Annotated in this window: 26 protein-coding genes and 1 pseudogene; 14 read left to right on the top strand and 13 right to left on the bottom strand. The window is 69.8% G+C overall.

Annotated features, from left to right (window positions below; genetic code table 11):
• Positions 1-57 precede the first annotated feature (57 nt).
• Together recO and ACH4RG_RS14855 are read left to right on the top strand one after the other, a co-directional pair.
• The gene (gene recO / locus ACH4RG_RS14860; protein ID WP_026237355.1) at positions 58-804 is read left to right on the top strand and encodes a DNA repair protein RecO; all 747 of its coding nucleotides are present in this window, start codon (positions 58-60) and stop codon (positions 802-804) included.
• Between the two features lie 122 nt (positions 805-926).
• The gene (locus ACH4RG_RS14855; RefSeq protein ID WP_018961196.1) at positions 927-1,772 is read left to right on the top strand and encodes an isoprenyl transferase; all 846 of its coding nucleotides are present in this window, start codon (positions 927-929) and stop codon (positions 1,770-1,772) included.
• A 102-nt stretch (positions 1,773-1,874) separates the two neighbouring features.
• On the opposite strand, the gene ACH4RG_RS14850 is transcribed toward ACH4RG_RS14855, so the two are convergent.
• From ACH4RG_RS14850 to ACH4RG_RS14835, 4 genes are all read right to left on the bottom strand, one after another.
• Positions 1,875-2,309, bottom strand: coding sequence for a Fur family transcriptional regulator (locus ACH4RG_RS14850; RefSeq protein ID WP_003969280.1), 435 nt, complete (start codon positions 2,307-2,309; stop codon positions 1,875-1,877).
• Positions 2,310-2,413: 104 nt separating this feature from the next.
• Positions 2,414-3,313, bottom strand: a complete 900-nt coding sequence (locus ACH4RG_RS14845) for a metal ABC transporter permease (RefSeq protein ID WP_397928158.1) — start codon at positions 3,311-3,313, stop codon at positions 2,414-2,416.
• A complete protein-coding gene (locus tag ACH4RG_RS14840; RefSeq protein ID WP_398539782.1) occupies positions 3,313-4,119 on the bottom strand; it encodes a metal ABC transporter ATP-binding protein in 807 nt (268 codons plus the stop codon). Before ACH4RG_RS14840 ends, ACH4RG_RS14845 begins: the two co-directional genes overlap by 1 nt.
• A gap of 47 nt (positions 4,120-4,166) precedes the next feature.
• Entirely contained in the window at positions 4,167-5,216 is a 1,050-nt protein-coding gene (locus ACH4RG_RS14835; RefSeq protein ID WP_398539635.1) for a metal ABC transporter substrate-binding protein, read from the bottom strand.
• Positions 5,217-5,404: 188 nt separating this feature from the next.
• On the opposite strand from ACH4RG_RS14835, the gene ACH4RG_RS14830 reads away from it, so the two are divergent.
• The 4 genes from ACH4RG_RS14830 to ACH4RG_RS14815 all read left to right on the top strand — a co-directional run bounded on the left by ACH4RG_RS14830 (position 5,405) and on the right by ACH4RG_RS14815 (position 8,972).
• Positions 5,405-6,787, top strand: a complete 1,383-nt coding sequence (locus tag ACH4RG_RS14830) for a glycine--tRNA ligase (protein ID WP_397916764.1) — start codon at positions 5,405-5,407, stop codon at positions 6,785-6,787.
• A gap of 100 nt (positions 6,788-6,887) precedes the next feature.
• A complete protein-coding gene (locus tag ACH4RG_RS14825) occupies positions 6,888-7,091 on the top strand; it encodes a hypothetical protein (RefSeq protein ID WP_018961191.1) in 204 nt (67 codons plus the stop codon).
• 1,207 nt (positions 7,092-8,298) lie between these two features.
• Entirely contained in the window at positions 8,299-8,622 is a 324-nt protein-coding gene (locus ACH4RG_RS14820; protein ID WP_397916763.1) for a MerR family transcriptional regulator, read from the top strand.
• Between the two features lie 185 nt (positions 8,623-8,807).
• On the top strand, positions 8,808-8,972 hold the full coding sequence (locus ACH4RG_RS14815) for a hypothetical protein (RefSeq protein WP_397916762.1): 165 nt from the start codon (positions 8,808-8,810) through the stop codon (positions 8,970-8,972).
• A 41-nt stretch (positions 8,973-9,013) separates the two neighbouring features.
• Here ACH4RG_RS14815 and ACH4RG_RS14810 read toward each other — a convergent pair whose 3' ends face one another.
• Positions 9,014-9,376 carry a helix-turn-helix transcriptional regulator gene (locus tag ACH4RG_RS14810; protein ID WP_397916761.1) on the bottom strand — a complete coding sequence of 121 codons (363 nt, stop codon included), beginning with the start codon at positions 9,374-9,376 and terminating at the stop codon, positions 9,014-9,016.
• Positions 9,377-9,484: 108 nt separating this feature from the next.
• Between ACH4RG_RS14810 and ACH4RG_RS14805 the strand changes: the two genes are divergently transcribed.
• Complete coding sequence (locus tag ACH4RG_RS14805; protein ID WP_397916760.1) at positions 9,485-9,889, top strand: STAS domain-containing protein; 405 nt, start codon at positions 9,485-9,487, stop codon at positions 9,887-9,889.
• A gap of 725 nt (positions 9,890-10,614) precedes the next feature.
• Positions 10,615-10,839 (top strand): DUF6243 family protein, encoded by a 225-nt coding sequence (locus ACH4RG_RS14800; RefSeq protein ID WP_397916759.1) that lies wholly within the window; start codon positions 10,615-10,617, stop codon positions 10,837-10,839.
• A 226-nt stretch (positions 10,840-11,065) separates the two neighbouring features.
• Here the strand turns inward: ACH4RG_RS14800 and ACH4RG_RS14795 are convergent, their stop codons facing one another.
• Positions 11,066-11,221 carry a hypothetical protein gene (locus tag ACH4RG_RS14795; RefSeq protein ID WP_397928196.1) on the bottom strand — a complete coding sequence of 52 codons (156 nt, stop codon included), beginning with the start codon at positions 11,219-11,221 and terminating at the stop codon, positions 11,066-11,068.
• 18 nt (positions 11,222-11,239) lie between these two features.
• Here ACH4RG_RS14795 and ACH4RG_RS14790 point away from each other — a divergent pair, with 18 nt between their 5' ends.
• A complete protein-coding gene (locus ACH4RG_RS14790; RefSeq protein WP_398539791.1) occupies positions 11,240-11,461 on the top strand; it encodes a hypothetical protein in 222 nt (73 codons plus the stop codon).
• Between the two features lie 161 nt (positions 11,462-11,622).
• Here the strand turns inward: ACH4RG_RS14790 and ACH4RG_RS14785 are convergent.
• From ACH4RG_RS14785 to ACH4RG_RS14765, 5 genes and pseudogenes are all read right to left on the bottom strand, one after another.
• A pseudogene (locus ACH4RG_RS14785) lies at positions 11,623-11,802 on the bottom strand (hypothetical protein); the annotation flags it as partial.
• 9 nt (positions 11,803-11,811) lie between these two features.
• Positions 11,812-12,210: a hypothetical protein gene (locus ACH4RG_RS14780; RefSeq protein WP_398539634.1), complete on the bottom strand. Its 399-nt coding sequence runs from the start codon at positions 12,208-12,210 to the stop codon at positions 11,812-11,814.
• 29 nt (positions 12,211-12,239) lie between these two features.
• Positions 12,240-12,620: a hypothetical protein gene (locus ACH4RG_RS14775; protein WP_397916757.1), complete on the bottom strand. Its 381-nt coding sequence runs from the start codon at positions 12,618-12,620 to the stop codon at positions 12,240-12,242.
• Complete coding sequence (locus ACH4RG_RS14770) at positions 12,617-12,865, bottom strand: hypothetical protein (protein WP_397916756.1); 249 nt, start codon at positions 12,863-12,865, stop codon at positions 12,617-12,619. Before ACH4RG_RS14770 ends, ACH4RG_RS14775 begins: the two co-directional genes overlap by 4 nt.
• Entirely contained in the window at positions 12,862-13,128 is a 267-nt protein-coding gene (locus tag ACH4RG_RS14765; RefSeq protein WP_398539633.1) for a hypothetical protein, read from the bottom strand. Before ACH4RG_RS14765 ends, ACH4RG_RS14770 begins: the two co-directional genes overlap by 4 nt.
• Before the next feature lie 93 nt (positions 13,129-13,221).
• Here ACH4RG_RS14765 and ACH4RG_RS14760 point away from each other — a divergent pair, with 93 nt between their 5' ends.
• Positions 13,222-14,061, top strand: a complete 840-nt coding sequence (locus ACH4RG_RS14760; RefSeq protein WP_397917230.1) for a helix-turn-helix domain-containing protein — start codon at positions 13,222-13,224, stop codon at positions 14,059-14,061.
• Positions 14,058-14,267: a DUF397 domain-containing protein gene (locus ACH4RG_RS14755; RefSeq protein ID WP_397916754.1), complete on the top strand. Its 210-nt coding sequence runs from the start codon at positions 14,058-14,060 to the stop codon at positions 14,265-14,267. The genes ACH4RG_RS14760 and ACH4RG_RS14755 overlap by 4 nt, the downstream gene beginning before the upstream one ends.
• 68 nt (positions 14,268-14,335) lie before the next feature.
• Here the strand turns inward: ACH4RG_RS14755 and ACH4RG_RS14750 are convergent, their stop codons facing one another.
• Positions 14,336-14,818 (bottom strand): hypothetical protein, encoded by a 483-nt coding sequence (locus ACH4RG_RS14750; RefSeq protein WP_398539632.1) that lies wholly within the window; start codon positions 14,816-14,818, stop codon positions 14,336-14,338.
• Positions 14,819-14,843: 25 nt separating this feature from the next.
• Between ACH4RG_RS14750 and ACH4RG_RS14745 the strand changes: the two genes are divergently transcribed.
• Positions 14,844-15,254 carry a hypothetical protein gene (locus tag ACH4RG_RS14745; RefSeq protein WP_397916752.1) on the top strand — a complete coding sequence of 137 codons (411 nt, stop codon included), beginning with the start codon at positions 14,844-14,846 and terminating at the stop codon, positions 15,252-15,254.
• A 20-nt stretch (positions 15,255-15,274) separates the two neighbouring features.
• Positions 15,275-15,856: an HD family hydrolase gene (locus ACH4RG_RS14740; protein ID WP_397916751.1), complete on the top strand. Its 582-nt coding sequence runs from the start codon at positions 15,275-15,277 to the stop codon at positions 15,854-15,856.
• A 144-nt stretch (positions 15,857-16,000) separates the two neighbouring features.
• Here ACH4RG_RS14740 and ACH4RG_RS14735 read toward each other — a convergent pair whose 3' ends face one another.
• Positions 16,001-16,867: a sigma-70 family RNA polymerase sigma factor gene (locus tag ACH4RG_RS14735; protein ID WP_397916750.1), complete on the bottom strand. Its 867-nt coding sequence runs from the start codon at positions 16,865-16,867 to the stop codon at positions 16,001-16,003.
• Between the two features lie 107 nt (positions 16,868-16,974).
• Between ACH4RG_RS14735 and ACH4RG_RS14730 the strand changes: the two genes are divergently transcribed.
• Complete coding sequence (locus tag ACH4RG_RS14730; protein ID WP_397916749.1) at positions 16,975-17,328, top strand: DoxX family protein; 354 nt, start codon at positions 16,975-16,977, stop codon at positions 17,326-17,328.
• Positions 17,329-17,330 lie beyond the last annotated feature (2 nt).

Genomic DNA, 17,330 nt, shown 5'->3' with positions numbered 1-17,330 from the left:
CCTGCCTGCGCCGCCGGGCCCGCCATGGGTCGACGCCAGGTGGGCGACAATGGGCCCATGAGCTTGTTCCGGGACGACGGCATCGTGCTGCGTACGCAGAAACTGGGCGAGGCCGACCGGATCATCACGATCCTGACCCGCGGCCACGGCCGGGTGCGTGCCGTCGCCCGCGGGGTGCGCCGCACCAAATCCAAGTTCGGCGCCCGCCTGGAACCCTTCTCCCACGTCGACGTGCAGTTCTTCGCGCGCGGCAGCGAGCTGGTCGGCCGCGGGCTGCCGCTCTGCACCCAGAGCGAGACGATCGCCCCCTACGGCGGCGGGATCGTCGCCGACTACGCCCGCTACACGGCGGGCACCGCGATGCTGGAGACCGCCGAGCGGTTCACCGACCACGAGGGCGAGCCGGCCGTCCAGCAGTATCTGCTGCTCGTCGGCGGCCTGCGCACCCTCGCCCGGGGCGAGCACGCCCCCCACCTGATCCTGGACGCGTTCCTGCTGCGCTCGCTCGCGGTCAACGGATACGCGCCCAGCTTCGAGGACTGCGCCAAGTGTGGAATGCCGGGTCCGAACCGGTTCTTCTCCGTCGCCGCGGGGGGCGTCATATGCGGTGACTGCCGGGTCCCCGGCAGCGTCGTACCCTCGGCACAGGCCCTGGCCCTGCTGAGCGCGCTGCTCAGCGGCGACTGGGCGACGGCGGACGCGTGCGAGGCACGGCATGTCAGGGAGGGGAGCGGGCTGGTGTCCGCCTATCTGCACTGGCATCTGGAGCGCGGCCTGCGCTCGCTGCGGTACGTCGAGAAGTGACGTGATACGTCGAGCAGTGACGCGGTGCGTCGAGAAGTGAAGCGGTACGTGGAGAAGTGACGCGCTGCGTCGGGCAGACGGCGCGGTGCGTGGAGAAGTGACACAGGGAGACTGAGAAGCTCATGGCAGTACGCGGGATCCTCGGCGGCCGTAACCGGCGCACGTACAAGACCCCCGAGCCGCACCCCACGGGCGCGACGCCTCCGAAGATCCCCGGCGAGCTGGTGCCCCAGCACGTCGCCGTCGTGATGGACGGCAACGGCCGCTGGGCGAAGGAGCGGGGTCTCCCGCGCACCGAGGGCCACAAGGTCGGTGAGGGCGTCGTCATGGACGTTCTCAAGGGCTGCATCGAGATGGGCGTGAAGAACCTCTCGCTGTACGCGTTCTCCACGGAGAACTGGAAGCGCTCGCCGGACGAGGTGAAGTTCCTGATGAACTTCAACCGCGACGTGATCCGCCGCCGCCGCGACGAGATGGACGAGCTCGGCATCCGCATCCGCTGGGTGGGCCGCATGCCCAAGCTGTGGAAGTCCGTCGTCCAGGAGCTCCAGGTCGCCCAGGAGCAGACCAAGGACAACGACAGAATGACGTTGTACTTCTGCGTCAACTACGGCGGCCGCGCCGAGATCGCGGACGCCGCGCAGCGCATCGCCCAGGACGTGGCGGCCGGGAAGCTCGACCCGTCCAAGGTCAACGAGAAGACGTTCGCGAAGTACACGTACTACCCGGACATGCCGGACGTCGACCTCTTCGTGCGCCCCAGCGGCGAGCAGCGCACCTCGAACTACCTGATCTGGCAGAGCGCGTACGCCGAGATGGTCTTCCAGGACGTTCTCTGGCCGGATTTCGACCGTCGGGACCTGTGGCGGGCCTGCCTGGAGTACGCCCAGCGCGATCGCCGCTTCGGCGGGGCGGAGGCGGTGGAGGCGGCGAAGGCGGCGAAGGCCGCTGAGGCCGCCAAGAAGTGACACCGGCCCGACGCGGAAATCGGCGCGAAAAGTGACGTGAAAGAGGCGGGCCCCGGACGGGTAAAACGTCCCGGGCCCGCCTCTTCTCGTTCGTCTCGCTCGCTACGCCTTGCTCGCGGCGCACTCCGCGCACGTGCCGAACACCTCGACGGTGTGCGCGACGTTCACATAGCCGTGCTGGGCGGCGATCATCTCGGCCCACTGCTCGACGGCCGGGCCCTCGACCTCCACCGCCTTGCCGCAGAGCCGGCAGACCAGGTGGTGGTGATGGTCACCGGTCGAGCACCGCCGGTAGACGGACTCGCCCTCGGCGGTGCGCAGGACGTCGACCTCACCCGCGTCGGCGAGGGACTGCAAGGTCCGGTAGACCGTCGTCAGGCCCACGGAGTCGCCGCGGTGCTTGAGGACGTCGTGCAGCTCCTGGGCGCTGCGGAACTCGTCGACCTCGTCGAGCGCCGCCGCCACCGCCGCCCGCTGCCGGGTGGACCGGCCGCGTACCGGCGCTGCGTTCGTGCCACTGATCGGCGCCGTGGCCACAGCTGCCTCCTCGTGTCGCCCGTACATGTGTCGGGCCATTGTGCCAGCCCGGCCGGGTGCCGCCGGCGAACACGTACGGTGCGACTCGGCCACCCGCACCGTTGTCACACCCGTACGTCGTCCCGCTCCCGGCGGGCCCCCGGTACCTCAAGGGTGCACTCGGCCCCCTTCGCCTCGCTCGCCCGTGCCCGGCGTCTCGCGAGCGGAGCGGCGAGCGCGGTCAGCGCCACGAACACCGCGATGGCCAGCAGCACGATCGTCGCGCCGGGCGGAACGTCCTGGTAGTACGAGGTCACGGTGCCGGTGAGGGTCACGGCCGTGCCGATCACCACGGCCAGCACGAAGGTGACCTTGAAGGACTTGGTGATCTGCTGCGCCGCCGCCACGGGCACCACCATCAGCGCACTGACCAGCAGCAGACCGACGACCCGCATCGCGACGGTCACGGTCACGGCGGCGGTCACCGCGATCAGCAGGTTCAGCACCCGCACCGGCAGCCCGGACACCCGGGCGAACTCCTCGTCCTGGCTGACCGCGAACAACTGCCGTCGCAACCCCACCGTGACCAGCACCACGAAGGCGGCCAGCGCGCAGATCGCGATGACGTCCGACTCGGAGACGGTGGCCAGCGAGCCGAAGAGGTACGAGGTCAGGTTGGCGTTGGAGCCGGTGTCGGACAGGTTGATCAGCATGACGCCGCCCGCCATGCCGCCGTAGAACAGCATCGCCAGGGCGAGGTCGCCGCGCGTGTGTCCGTACCAGCGGATCAGCTCCATCACGACCGCGCCGGCCACCGCGACGGCGGTGGCCATCCAGACGGGGCTGGTGGAGAGCAGGAAGCCGAGGCCGACGCCGGTCATCGCGATGTGCCCGATGCCGTCGCCCATCAGGGCCTGCCGGCGCTGCACCAGGTAGATGCCGATGGCGGGCGCCGTGATGCCGACCAGGACGGCCGCGATGAGCGCCCGCTGCATGAAGGGAGGGTTCAGGAATTCGAGGAGCATCAGGTCAGCAGTCCCGTCCGGACGGGCTCGGCGGCCGCGTGGGGGTGTACGTGGTCGTGGCCGGGCAGCGCGTGCTGGCCGAGCGCCTCGGGCGGCGGCCCGTCGTGGGTGACGCAGCCGTCGCGCAGGACGACGGCCCGGTCGATCAGGGGCTCCAGCGGGCCCAGCTCGTGCAGCACGAGCAGCACGGAGGTGCCCAGCGCCACCTGCGCGCGCAGGGTCGAGGCGAGGATCTCCTGGCTGGCCAGGTCGACCCCGGCCATCGGCTCGTCCATGATCAGCAGCTCCGGCTCGGCGGCCAGGGCGCGGGCGATCAGGACCCGCTGGTGCTGGCCCCCGGACAGCGCGCTCACGGAGTCCTTGGCGCGGTCGGCGAGTCCCACGAGCGCGATGGCCCGGTCCACCGCCGCCCGGTCGGCCTTCCCGGGCCACCGAAGCCCCGTGCGGGACAGCCGGCCGGAGGCGACGACCTCGCGGATCGTGGCGGGCACGCCGCCCGCCGCCGTGGTGCGCTGCGGGACGTAGCCGATCCGGCCCCACCGGCGGAAGCGGCGCAGCTCGGTGCCGAACAGCTCGACGGTGCCGCCGGTCAGGGGGACCTGCCCGATGGCGGACCGTACGGCGGTGGACTTGCCGGAGCCGTTGGCGCCCAGCAGCGCGACGACCTCGCCGCGGTGCACGGCCAGGTCCACCCCGCGCAGCACGGGGCGTGCGCCGAGGGTGGCCGATGCGCCGCGCAGGGCGATGACGGGCTGCGCGCGGTCGGTGGCCACGGGCTCGCGGGTGGTGCTCTCACGCTCCGGCATGAGCGCCTCCGATCCAGGGGTGGTGCGGGTCCACGGGGTGGTGCGGGTCACTTCGCGCCGAGTGCCTTCTGCAGCGCGGTGAGGTTGGACTCCATGACCTCGATGTAGTCAGCGCCCTGGGACTTGTCCGTGATTCCCTCCAGCGGGTCCAGGACGCCGGTCTTGAGACCGGTGTCCTTCGCGAGGGTCTTGGCGGTCCTGTCGCTGGCGAGCGTCTCGAAGAAGACCGTGGTGGCCTTCTCCTTCTCCGCGATGGTGTGGATCTCCTGGATCCGGGCGGGGCTCGGCTCGGCCTCGGGGTCGATGCCCGCGATGCCCTGCTGGGTGAGCCCGTAGCGCTCGGCGAGGTAGCCGAAGGCGGAGTGGGTGGTGATGAACGTCTTGGTGGAGGTGTTCTTCAGCCCGGTCTCGTACGCCGTGTTCAGCTCGCCCAGTTCGGCGACGAGGGCGTCGGTGTTCTTCCTGTAGTCGGCGGCGTGGTCGGGGTCGGCCTTCTCCAGCGACTTGCCGACGCCCTTGGCGACCTCGGCGTACTTCACCGGGTCCAGCCAGATGTGCGGGTCGGCGCCGCCCTCCTCGCCGTGGTTGTGGCCGTCGCCCTCGGAGTGCCCCTCGTGCTCCTCGGGGGCCTCTTCCTCGTGGCCGTGCTCGTCCGCGTGCTCGTCGGCGTGGTTCTCTTCGCCTTCGTGACCGTGGTTGTGCCCGCTGACCTCGGAGCCGTGGTTCTCCAGGGTGGTGAGGGTCGCGGCGTCGACGGTGTTCTTCACACCGGACTGCTTGATCGCGTCGTCCACGGCGGGCTGGATGCCCTTGAGGTACAGCACGTAGTCGGACTCGCTGATGGAGCCGATCTGGCGGGGGTTGAGCTCCAGGTCGTGCGGCTCGACGCCCGGCTTGGTGAGGCTGGTGACCGCGACGTGCTCGCCGCCGATCTTCTCGGCCAGGAACTGCATCGGGTAGAACGACGCCGTCACCTTCAGCTTGTCGCCGTTGCTCCCGTCCGCTGCGTCGGAGGTGGAGCAGGCCGAGAGAGCGGTCAGGCCGAGGACGACTGCTCCGGCGACGGCGGTGGTGGGTATGAGGCGGCGTACGTTCATGACAGTCATTTTCAACTAAAGTGGAAACGATTGTCAACAAGGCTGATGAGATGCCCGGAAGGTCACATAGGGGCACCGGGGAGATCACCAGGAAGATCCCTCACCTCCCACCGATTTGATCCCAGGGGTGCGCCCGCCGGTAATCTGAGGCATTCGCCGTTCGTCACCGTCGTAATGAAGAGAGCACCGTGGCCGCCGACAAGATCGACACCATCGTCAGCCTGAGCAAGCGCCGTGGCTTCGTCTACCCCTGCAGTGAGATCTACGGTGGTCAGAAGGCCGCCTGGGACTACGGGCCGCTGGGCGTCGAGATGAAGGAGAACCTGAAGCGTCAGTGGTGGCGCTACATGGTCACCGGGCGCGAGGACGTGGTCGGTCTCGACTCGTCGGTCATCCTGGCCCCGGACGTGTGGGTCGCCTCCGGCCACGTCGCGACCTTCTCGGACCCGCTGACCGAGTGCACCTCCTGTCACAAGCGCTACCGCGCCGACCACCTGGAGGAGGCGTACGAGGAGAAGCACGGCAAGCCGCCGGTCAACGGCCTCGCCGACCTCAACTGCCCCAACTGCGGCAACAAGGGCACCTTCACCGAGCCCAAGCAGTTCTCGGGTCTGCTCTCCACCCACCTCGGCCCGACCCAGGACTCCGGCTCGGTCGCCTACCTGCGCCCCGAGACCGCCCAGGGCATCTTCACCAACTTCGGCCAGGTGCAGCAGACCTCGCGCAAGAAGCCGCCGTTCGGCATCGCGCAGATGGGCAAGTCCTTCCGGAACGAGATCACTCCGGGCAACTTCATCTTCCGGACCCGCGAGTTCGAGCAGATGGAGATGGAGTTCTTCGTCAAGCCGGGCGAGGACGAGGAGTGGCAGCAGTACTGGATGGACCAGCGCTGGAACTGGTACACGGACCTCGGCATGCGCGAGGAGAACATGCGCTGGTTCGAGCACCCGAAGGAGAAGCTCTCCCACTACTCCAAGCGCACCGCCGACATCGAGTACCGCTTCCGCTTCGGCGGCAGCGAGTGGGGCGAGCTGGAGGGCGTGGCCAACCGCACCGACTACGACCTCAAGGCGCACTCCGAGGCGTCGGGCACCGACCTCCAGTTCTACGACCAGGAGGCCAACGAGCGCTGGACGCCGTACGTCATCGAGCCCGCGGCCGGTGTCGGCCGCGCGATGCTGGCGTTCCTCCTGGACGCCTACGTCGAGGACGAGGCCCCCAACGCGAAGGGCGTCATGGAGAAGCGCACCGTGATGCGCCTCGACCACCGCCTGGCCCCGGTCAAGGCCGCGGTGCTGCCCCTCTCCCGCAACCCGCAGCTCTCGCCGAAGGCCAAGGGCCTGGCCGCCGACCTGCGCAAGAACTGGAACATCGAGTTCGACGACGCCGGCGCCATCGGCCGCCGCTACCGCCGCCAGGACGAGATCGGCACCCCGTTCTGCGTCACCGTCGACTTCGACACCCTCGACGACAACGCGGTGACCGTGCGCGAGCGCGACACCATGAAGCAGGAGCGCGTCTCCCTGGACCAGATCCAGGCGTACCTCGGCTCGCGTCTGCTCGGCTGCTGACACTCGCACCCGTGCGTGAGGCCCCCGGTTCCGGGTACGGAACCGGGGGCTTCGTCGTACAGTCCACCGGAGCCCCCGCCGCCGTTCCGGGAGGTACGCGATGCCGTCCAGCACCACCAGCAAGGTCAGCAGATGGGACCAGCACGGCCGTGAACACGTCGTGCAGGTAAGGAAGTCGAGCGTGACGCGCCAGCTGACGTGCTCCACCTGCGCGTGGCAGCGCCCGGCGCAGTTCCTGCCCTGGCTGAAGGCCGAGGAGCACCTGGCCGAGGCCCATCAGGCGACGGTCGACCCCACGGCCTGAGACCCGGGCCGCTCGTTCTGGGGTCGGTGTGAGGTCGTGATCCATATCCGCGTTCCGCTGCCGTGCCGGGACGGGTCACGGTAGAACGCTGGTGTGACGCGCCGACAGCTCAGTGACGGCCAGGCGGAACTCATCCAGCCGTACTTGCCGGTCGGCGAGTGCGGCCCCCCATCCGGTGAAGCTGCGGGATCAGTTCGAGGGCGTGATCTGGCGTTGGCTTCCTCGGGACTCTGCGCCTGCTCGGCTGCAGCTGGCCCCGGCGGTGCCACATCCCGGTTTACCGGCCCATAGCGATGTGGGGCGGTGGCCGTCCGGGGGCGTGGTGCTATCGGGCGAGGAAGGCGCTGACGGTTCTGCCGCCGGCGGGCCGGTGGATGGCCGCGGTGGTGCGGGCGAGGTGGTTGACCATGCGCCGGCCGAAGCCGCCGGATGTGCCCCGCCCCGCCGCCCTCAACCCGGCAGCGATCGATTACCTCAATTTTCGACCACGGAAAATCTATGTCGGCCATGGTAGACATTCGGCGAGGTCGTGATTATGGTTTCTCCCGTAGCCGAGATCAGCAGAGCCCGGCAGAGACGAACTGGCGGGCAGCAGTACACGCGGTTGCAGTGGCAGGGCGGTGCGGTGGTGGAGTTTCGAAGCCAGCGGTTGCAGGACGGCGACGGGACTGACGGCCGGACCGGGTGGCCCGCGGGTTCAGGGGCCGCCGCGAGCGGGGCCGCGGCGAGAACGCGGCGTCGGTACCCGCGAAAGCAGTTCGCAGGACCAGCAGTGAAGTGTGTGGTCCCTCGGTAAAGGCGTCGGCTGCGGGCGCGCGTGCCGGGAGGTTCGGCAGCGGGGTTCCAAGCCGGAGCAGACGCAGGACGGGCGACGGGGCTGGCTGCCGAAGAGTGACGCTGCCACAGGTCACCGAGCAGGAAGCAGTACGCCGGAAGTTGACCAAGAGGGAAGAACGGAGGAGTTGGCCGCCATCAGGATCGCCCGGGTGCAGGAGGTGGGCCCGGGTACCGCAGGACATCGATAGTGAGGTGGTCTCCGGTCAAGCAACCGCGATCCCCGCAGACTCCGACCTCTCCCGGGGCGGGCCTGCGGAAACAGAGAGCCGGCGCAGCCGATCACGGCCGGCCGATGGTGTAGCAGTTCCTTCGGGGCCCTGGTGCCGTATGGCACCAGGGCCCCTCAAGCGCGTTCCACAGAGAGGTGCAAGTGACAGCAAACGACTCGTTCGGCCGTCTCGACGACGACGACTACCCCGCCTACACCATGGGCCGGGCCGCCGAAATGCTCGACACCACCCACGGCTTCCTCCGCGCCATCGGCGAAGCACGCCTCATCACCCCCCTGCGCTCCGAAGGCGGCCACCGCCGCTACTCCCGCTACCAGCTGCGCATCGCCGCCCGCGCCCGCGAACTCGTCGACCAAGGCACCCCCATCGAGGCCGCCTGCCGCATCGTCATCCTCGAGGACCAGCTCGAAGAAGCCCAGCGCGTCAACGCCGAACGCCACCGCACGACCGACCGGTCAAGCTGACGACCCGCGCCTGCCCCGCCCGGAACACAGGCGTGACGGGCATGCGATCGATGCCGCCCGCGGTACTCGCAGTACGCCGCGTCTGAGCCCTCATCACCTCGCGTGCCGCTGGGGCAGTCCGGGATGGTCGCGGTCCACGGGGCCGACCGGCTCGCCGGCCGCCGCCCCGGCCCCGCCCGGCGCTCATGGCCTGGGCCGTGCAGTTGGCGCTCGACGCGCTGTGCTGCCCCGTCCTGGGCGCTGTGCCCGGAACGAGCGGCCCTTTCGACGTGTACCAGCCCGACGACGAGGCGAACGAGCCGCCGCAGGTCCAGGCCGACGCGTACGTCACCGTTGCCTCCGCCGCATAGGACGGTCGCGAGCAGTGAGCGGGGCCCGGCGCGGTCCTGTGCTACCCCGCGGCGGTGATGTCCACCGGATGGTGCTCGGGGGTGGCCGGTGTGCCGGTGCGCTCGGTTTCGTCCTGGACGAGCAGGGAGAGCAGCGAGGCCACGGGCAGACCGGCTTCTGCGGGGTGGCGCAGCACTTTGTCCGGGCCGATGCGGTAGGTGTTCGTGCGTCCTTCACGGGTGTGTGAGAGGTATCCGTCCTGCTCCAGGTCGGAGATGATCCGCGACACGGCGCGCTCGGTGAGCCGGCAGTGGGCGGCGATCTCGCGGATACGGATGTTGGGGTTGTCGGCGATGGCTGCCAGCACGCGGGCGTGGCTGGTGATGAACGTCCATCCGGTGTGGGAGTCAGGTACAGCGGCCATGGACGCCATTTTAGGGGACGCGGGTTGCCGGAAGCACGTTGCATGACATATTTTTCCTGTCACCAATGACGTGTTCCCGGTACGGGAGAAGCACAGGAGGAGCCCGAGGTGTTCTGCAACGAGACCGCCTTGTCGACGTGCACGAGCAGCGTCGGCGGGATACTGACGCCGCAGCGGATCACCGTGGACGCCTCGTACGGTTCCGCGCCTCGGCAGTACGAGTACCGCGGGGCCTGGGTGATCGCCGCGTCCGGCGAGTACGACCTGGCCTCGATCGCTCCGCTCCGGGAGGCGCTGCAGGCCGCGGCGAGGAAGTACCCGATGGTCGTCCTCGATGCCTCCGCCGTCACCTTCGCCGACTCGGCGTTCCTGAACCTGCTGATACTGGCCCACCAGACGGGACCGCTGTGCATCGTCGCACCCTCGCGACAGGTGCGGCGCCTCTTCCAGGTCTCCGGCGTCGACAGCGTCCTCAAGATCCGCCAGACAGTCGCGGATGCCACCGCCTCGTAGCCCAGTCCGGCCTGACCGGGTGTTCAGGGTGTGCCTGTGAAGGCGATTGCGGTGGTGAGCCCCGGGGCGGTGGTCTGCCGGAGGGCTGTCCGGCGAGACCCTGTGGGGGCGCCCCGGGGCTCTTCCGCCCGTCTGCCCACCGTCTTTAGGTCTAGACCTTCCTTCGCCGGTGGTGATTTCCCGGTCCCGGGGCGGCGGTTCCGGTGGAGCCCACCTGCTCCCGTGTCTCCACCACCGCAACCCGCTCCGTTCATCACCGCCCCGGACACCGCGCCGCCGAAGCGGCCCGCCCCCGCCGAATCTGCCGCGCCCGCGCCACGGCGCGGTCCAGACCCGCTCCTTCGTCAACAGCCATGCCGACATGCTCAACCTCGTGGGGACTTGATTGAGCCCGCCGACGTTCCCACCGCGACCGGGTCCGGGGCACCGCGTCTGAACGCGACCGGGAGCGGCGGACGTCTTCTCCCCGCAGGCGGGTAGAAGACGTGGCGGAAGACGACGAACGACCCTGGTCGGAACGGATCGGGTCGCATCGGATCGGGGAGCGGCCCGGTCGGCCGGAAAACCTGGTGCGGGGCGTTCGCGGGGCGGGGTACGGTTTCGGCATGTCTTCGTTCTTCCAGATCTACGAGTGAGAGCGCGACGGGTCGCAGCACCCGTCGCCCACCGGATCGATCTCGATCGTCCGATTACGTCAACCTCACCTCCACACATGGGAGAACGCCGTGGCCAAGAGCCGCAACAACCTCCTCGGCGTCGGCGGACAGCGCAAGAAGCTGTCCCGCGCCGAACAGCAGGGCGCGGGTTCCGCGCGAGGCGCCGACCGCAAGGCCGCCGAGGACAAGAAGCAGGAGCTGGTGCGCAAGATGCGCGAGCGCGCCGAGGCCCAGGCGGCCACCACCGCCGCCGCCGAGCCCGGCGACCAGGACGCGTCGCCCGCACAGAGCTGACATTCGAGCGCTGCCCGAGCGGTAGCTGAGCGGGCACCCCGTGGGTCCCGCGTGCCGTACGACCGTGGGCCCGGATCATTCGTGATCCGGGCCCACGCGCTTGGGTGGGGCTGCGGTCGCGCTGCTGGAGGGAGGCAAAGCCGGCGTGCGCCGTTTCGACGGCCTCCGGGTACGACCGGGTCTGCTCCGCCACGCGCCGTGGATGCGATGCGATGGGTCTGCTCGCTTACCTGTGGCCCCGGAGAAGGGCCGGGATGTCGGCTCGGGTCGGGTAGTCGGGCAGCGGTGCGGGGTTGTCCTGGAGGAACGCGGTGACGGCGGCGGCTGCTCGTCGGTCGTTGTCACCCAGCCCGTTCCACATGTGGTGGCCGACGCCGGGCATGTACTGGGTGTGTGCTGGATGGCGGGGTTGTTCGCGAGGATGGTCGTCTGCCACTGCCGGACCTGGGAAGAGCACTCGGCGATCATCAGCATGGCCGGTGTCCGCGAGCGCCTGAGCTGCGGGGCGATGGAGGGGGAGTCCTTGATCGTTTGCTGGGTGCGGTGGCTGGAGGCGGCGCTGAAGGAGAAGTTCTCCGCAGTGTCCTCGGCCGGGATGCGGTGCGCGTCCCGCGCGCAGTAGGCGGACGCGGTGTCGCTGCCGAGATCGGCAGCGGTGAAGGCGTTGACACCTTCCGCCTGCCCTACCAGCCCGTTGTCCGGGCTGAGCAGTCCGAGCCGCATGAGGCCGAACGCGACCGCGTACCGCGGGACGTGTGGGGAGCGCGGTCCGGTCATGGCCGGCGCCCAGACGGCGCTTCCCGGCCGCTCGCCCTCGTCCCACAGCATCGTCGCGTGCGTGTCCTCGTGGCCCTCCCCGAGCTCGCGGAGCAGATATCCGGCCTCCGGGCGGCGATCCGGGACCGACAGGGCGAGCACGTGCTCCGGGGGCGGCAGTAACGCGACGGCGGTGCACTGGTTCATGGGTACGGGTCACCCTTCGGGGGAGTCGCCTGGTACGAGCCGCTCCGCGAGCAGGTCGCCGAGCGGATCGTCCACGTCCCAGGAGTGGGGCGCGGTGTGGTGGTCGAAGAAGGAGCACCGCCGCACGACGTCCGTGTCGAGCCGGCGGAGGAGGGCGGGGCACCAAGGCGCGCGGTCGGTCCGGTGGACGCGTTCGGGCCCGCCGCCGGTCCAGAAGAACCACTGGGCCGGTGAGTCGGGCGTCCGGCCCGGCCGGAGGTAGGCGGCGTGTTCGGTGTGCGGGGCGTCGTGCTCGCCGAGTTCGCACAGGACGTACGGCTCCGGACCGTCCGGCTCCTCCACCCCGGGGGTGCGGAGCCGCAGTACGGCTTCGGGAGGGAGAAGGGTGACGGCGGCGCACTGGAGCACGGCGTTCAACTCCGTTTCGGGCGGCGGGACTACCGGTCGGCCGGGCGGCCACGCCACCCGGCGAGCGTCAGGCTCAGCCCGACGGCGGGGTCGAGCACGGTGAACAGCGCGGGGAACCCGGCCTCCAGGGCCCGTATGGCCTGGTCCTGATGCGCACTGCCGGTGGCCCAGCGACGCAACTCCTCGGGGGCGTCGGCGCCGTGGAAGCGGACCGGGCACACGTCGCCGGTCGGCAGTGTTATGCGCTCGGCCACGACGGGCAGCCCGTGGCCGTTGGCCAGGCGGAGCGCCTGCCGCCGGAGCCAGAGGAGGACGAGCCGCCGGTTCCGTACGACGACCCCGCCGAGCGAGGCGAACCGCTGCCCGTCGGAGAGGGTGACCTCGGCCGCGTAAACCGCTGAGCGCGTCATGCGGACCGCCCGGGTCCGCCGTGCCGGATCAGCTCCCGCAGCCGGTCGGCCGCTGCCTCGACGTCGGCCACGACGGCGGCGCGGCTCGCGAAGCGTTCCTGGACGGCCGCGTCCAACTCTGCCCGGAACAGAGCCCGGTAGGCGGGGTCCGACTCGATGCGTACGAGCTCGGCGAGCGGTGGGGCGTACCGGTGACGGCGTTGGGCGAGCCGGCCCCGTAACCGGGCAAGGGGACGCGGGCTCACAGGACCTCACCCCGGCTACGGGCGTTGAGGCGCGCGGTACGAGCGCGGAGCTGCTCTATCAGGACTGCGGGCCGCACATGGCGGGGCTCGACCTCCCACTCCGCGCCGCCCCCTACGGGCCGCAGCGACCAGTAGGGGCCGGCGACCCCTCGGAACTCCCCCACGCGGTCGGCGCGGCTGGTGTCGACCAGGAGGGTTCCGAGGGCGGGGGCGGGGGTGTTGGAGGGCGTGGGCGTATTCGGGCGTACGTTCTCGCCGTACATCGATCGCTCCTCTCCGTAGCCGTTCGGCTACCGGTGCGATTCAGCGTGACCTAGGGTCGGAACGTCTTCAACGTGGGGATCTGGGAGGGCACGTTGGTGAACATCAAGGAACTGAACCCCAAGGCGAGCCTGCAAGCGGCCTTCGGTGCTCGTCTGCGCAGGATGCGCGAGGAGCGTGGCTGGATTCAGGATCAGGTGGCCGAACTGCTCGGCTGCTCGGGCAGGCACATCTCGGCGATCGAAACTGGCCGCAAACCGGCGACTCTGCCTTTCGCGAGGAAAGCGGACCGATTATTTGATCTCATCGGATCAAGCGAGGCGTTCGAGCGCCAGTGGCAGGAGATGAAGCACGGCAACCTGCTGGAGGGCTTCCCGGAGTACGTGGGGTACGAGGGCCGGGCGGTGGAGATCAGGCTGTTCGACGTCGGTCTCATTCCGGGGTTGTTGCAGACACCGGAGTACGCGAGGGCCGTGGCCTACGGGCACGTGCACCGTGGGTCCATCACCACGGAACAGGCCAACGAGCGCGTCGCGTTCCTGGCGGAGCGGCAGGCAGCGCTGGTGCGGCCTCGGCCACCCATGGTGTTCGTAGTCATGGATGAGAGCTGTCTGCACCAGGCTGTCGGCGGCCCGGAAGTCATGGATGCTCAGCTGCAACGGTTGGAGGAGATGGCCACGCTGCCCAACTGGATCATCCAGGTTGCACCGTTCAGCCTGGGAGCACGCAGGGCGTTCTATCTGCCGGTGAATCTGCTCACCCTTGCTGACCGGTCCATCGTGGCGTACGCGGAATCCCAGGCGCAGGGACGGGTCGAGCGCGAAACCTCGTTCGTGGTGCCCATGCTCACGGCCTACCATCAATTTCAGAGCGAGGCGCTGTCGAAGGCGTCGTCTGTGGCCAAGATCCGCCAGTTGCGAAAGGGCACCCCGTGATGACCGAATCCCCCCGTTGGTTCAAGTCCTCGTACAGCGACAACGGCGGCAACTGCGTTGAGGTGGCAGCCGACTTCGCCGCCTCGCGCGGCATCGTCCCCGTCCGTGACTCCAAGGTCGTGGACGGCCCCGTGGTCGCCGTCCCCGGCACCGCCTTCGCGGCGTTCGTCGCGGGCGTGCGGGGCGGGACGTTCGACACCGTCTGACAACGAACCGAGCAACCGGATGCCCCACCGCGCCGCGCACACTGGGGCATCCTGACGGTGCGGCCCGGTCAGACGAGGTCGTGCCGCCAGTGGAGCGCGGGGTGGCCGTCGATCCAGTAGACGTGGGCCTCCTTCGTGACGCGGAGCCGTACCTCGGTGATGTCGGGGCGGTCCGAGTCGTGCCAGGCGGTGAGGGCCTGCTCGATCGCGTCCCACAGGGCGACGGGGCCTCCCTGGCGGACCGTCCAGGTGCCGTCGTTCTCCGTGAACGAGGCGAAGAACTCGCGCTCCGGGTCGAAGAGGTACAGCAGCCGGTTGCCCTCCGACGATGTCGCGCGGGTGAAGCGCGCCCTTGGAGCCGCGAGCTGAGCCAGGAACGCGGGCATCCAGTCCTTCAGCAGGAGCGGTGACACCTTGGTCTCGCGCTGACTGTCGGCGTAGGCAGTGCGGGCCGACAGGTCACCATCGACGGGTGCCTCCGCCTGGGACCGGGCCTGCATGAACGAGCTGCGGCCGATGATCGCGCCCTCGGCGGTGCCGTCCTGGGCCACCGCGCGATCAACTACCTTCGCCCTGGTGAGACTTGGCCACCATCGACCTCTGCTGGACTTCATTGACAGGGGTTTGGCGGGCGACGACTCTGCTGAGATCGCGAACCTCAACTACTGGGCGTGCTGGTTCGGTTCAATCCGAGAGGCGCAGCCGGACGACGGCTTTATGCGGCACGTCCCGGCCAACTGGGAGCCCGTACGGCTCCTTCGCGGGCTCGCCGCCGGCCTCCAACAGGCTCCGGCGTACACGGACCTCTACGTCCACTCGCTGTGGGCCCTGCTGACCACCAACCGGTGGCTGCCCCTCGCAGACCCGGCTCTCGCGGATGGTCTGGCCACACAGACCGCCCAGCTCCTTGACCACGAGGGGATCTCTCCGAGGGCGAGGCGGGAACTCAGCGCGGTGCATGACGTTCTACGCGAGAACCGCACATGACATATCGGAGGTCGCACTTCATGGCGGACACGGAGCAGGAGCAGGCAAAGGGCACTACCGGCTTCCTGCTGGAAATGGGGATGCTCAAGCGCGCCAAGCGGTCCGGGTGGTGGATCGCGGGAGTGAAGGACCCCGAGACCATCGCGGAGCACAGCTTCAGAGTCGCGCTGATCGGCTCCGTACTCGCCATGATGGAGGGCGCCGACCCGGCGAAGGCTGCGCTCCTCGGCCTGTGGCACGACACCCAGGAGACTCGCGTCGGCGACATCCCGCACATCGGCCGCCGCTACCTCGAAGCCGCCGGGAACGAGAAGGTCACCGCCGACCAAGTGTCGGCCGCACATCCGGCGGTCAAGGCCGGTGCCCAGCGGATCGTGGAGGAGTACGAGAACGGCGACTCCCTCGAAGTAGTCTGCGCGCACGACGCCGACAAGCTTGAATGCCTCCTCCAAGCCGTCGAATACCGCGAACAGGGCTGTGCCAACGTCCAGCCCTGGATCGACAGCAGCATCGCCAAGCTCAAGACGCCTTCCGCCCAGGCCCTCGCCGAGGCCGCGCTCACCATGACATCGATCGAGTGGCAGCGGACGTACCTCCGATGAGACCGGTTCCTCGACCTCCTCCTGTGGGCTGAGGCCGAGGCATCGGTGCGGGTCCGCGGTTCCCGTGCCGTACGGTCGCCGCGCTCGGGCACGGTGGTTCCCGTCCGACCAGGGCCGACCACGACCGATCGGCAGGACGTCTGTTCAGAGGGCCGTCAGTGGCTCCAGGGCCCCGAAACGGTCGTCGGTCCGTGCAGACCTCAGGGTGATGCGGGTGACCCGGTCGCCCGCCGTGTCGAGATCGAGCGTGGCGAAGGGGCGGCCGCCGGGCGCGATGACGTACATCGGCCGGCCGTTGACGGTGAGGCGGCACGCCGCCCGGATGCGGTCGCGGAACCGCGTGGTCTCGGCGGCGATGTCGGCGGCGCCGGTCACGGTGGTGCGGCCGCCGTGCGGCAGGAGCGCCGCCTCGGCGTCGCGGACGCTGTCGGGCGCGAGCAGCTGGATCATCCCGCGCGTGTCCCCGGTCCGGGCCGCCGCCATGAAGGCGTCCACGATCCGCTGATCCGCCCGGCCGGTCTCCGCCGCGTCTTGTTGTGCCGGGGCGAGGCGTCGGCGTGCGCGGCTGGCGTGTTGCTTGGCGCTGGGCACGGTCGTGCCCAGCACCTCCGCGATCCGGTCGAACGGGGTGGAGAACAGGTCGTGCAGGACGTACGCGACCCGTTGGGGCGGGGTCAGTCGGCCCAGCAGGACCATCAGCGCCCGGGAGACGTCCTCGGCGCGGAGGACCGCCTCGTCCGCGGCCAGGTCCGTCGCCGGGACGGCGTCCGCGAGCAGCGGCGCTTCGTCGCGTCGGCGGCGGGCGCGCAGCTCGTCCAGGCAGACCCGGGCGGTGACGGTCGTGAGCCAGGCGGCCGGGTTCTCGACCTGCGGTGACGACCGGGCGGTGGCGGCCCGTACCCATGCGGTCTGGACGGCGTCCTGGGCATCCTGGGCCGAGCCCAGCATGCGGTGGGCGACGGACAGGAGACGCGGGCGGGCGGTCTCGAAGTCCTCGACCGTGATCGGCATGGGTGTCACCTTCCGGGGCGGACGGACGTCAGGACGGGTGGTTGGGAAACCATTCCTGTCCGCCTCCCGAGAGATGAGAACGCCATGAGCCTACAACTGGTGATCACATGACTTCCGTACTGTTCATCGCCACGGTGGGCTGTGTCGTCGTGAACGTGCTGATCGCGGTCGCGGACTACGCGCGGGCGCCCTTCGTCCTGGCGAACTCGGCGGAGGTCCGGCTCCCGCCGACCGCGGTGCCGTATCTGGCGACGCTCAAGCTCGCGGGGGCCGTCGGCCTCCTCGTCGGCCTGTTCGGGGTTCCCTGGCTGGGCCTGGCGGCGGGAGTCGGCCTGATCGCGTTCTTCGTCGGCGCGGTCCTGACCCACGTCCGCGCCCGCGTCTTCCACAACATCGCCTTCCCGGGCGGCTTCCTGCTGCTCGCGGTCGCCGCCACCGCCTACTTCGGGGGCGGACGGTGACG

Origin of the sequence: Streptomyces sp. NPDC021019 (genome assembly GCF_044333295.1) — a bacterium.
Taxonomy (GTDB): Bacteria; Actinomycetota; Actinomycetes; order Streptomycetales; family Streptomycetaceae; genus Streptomyces.
The sequence above is the reverse complement of the archived record's forward strand: the minus strand, read 5'-3'. Positions and strand labels throughout refer to the sequence as shown.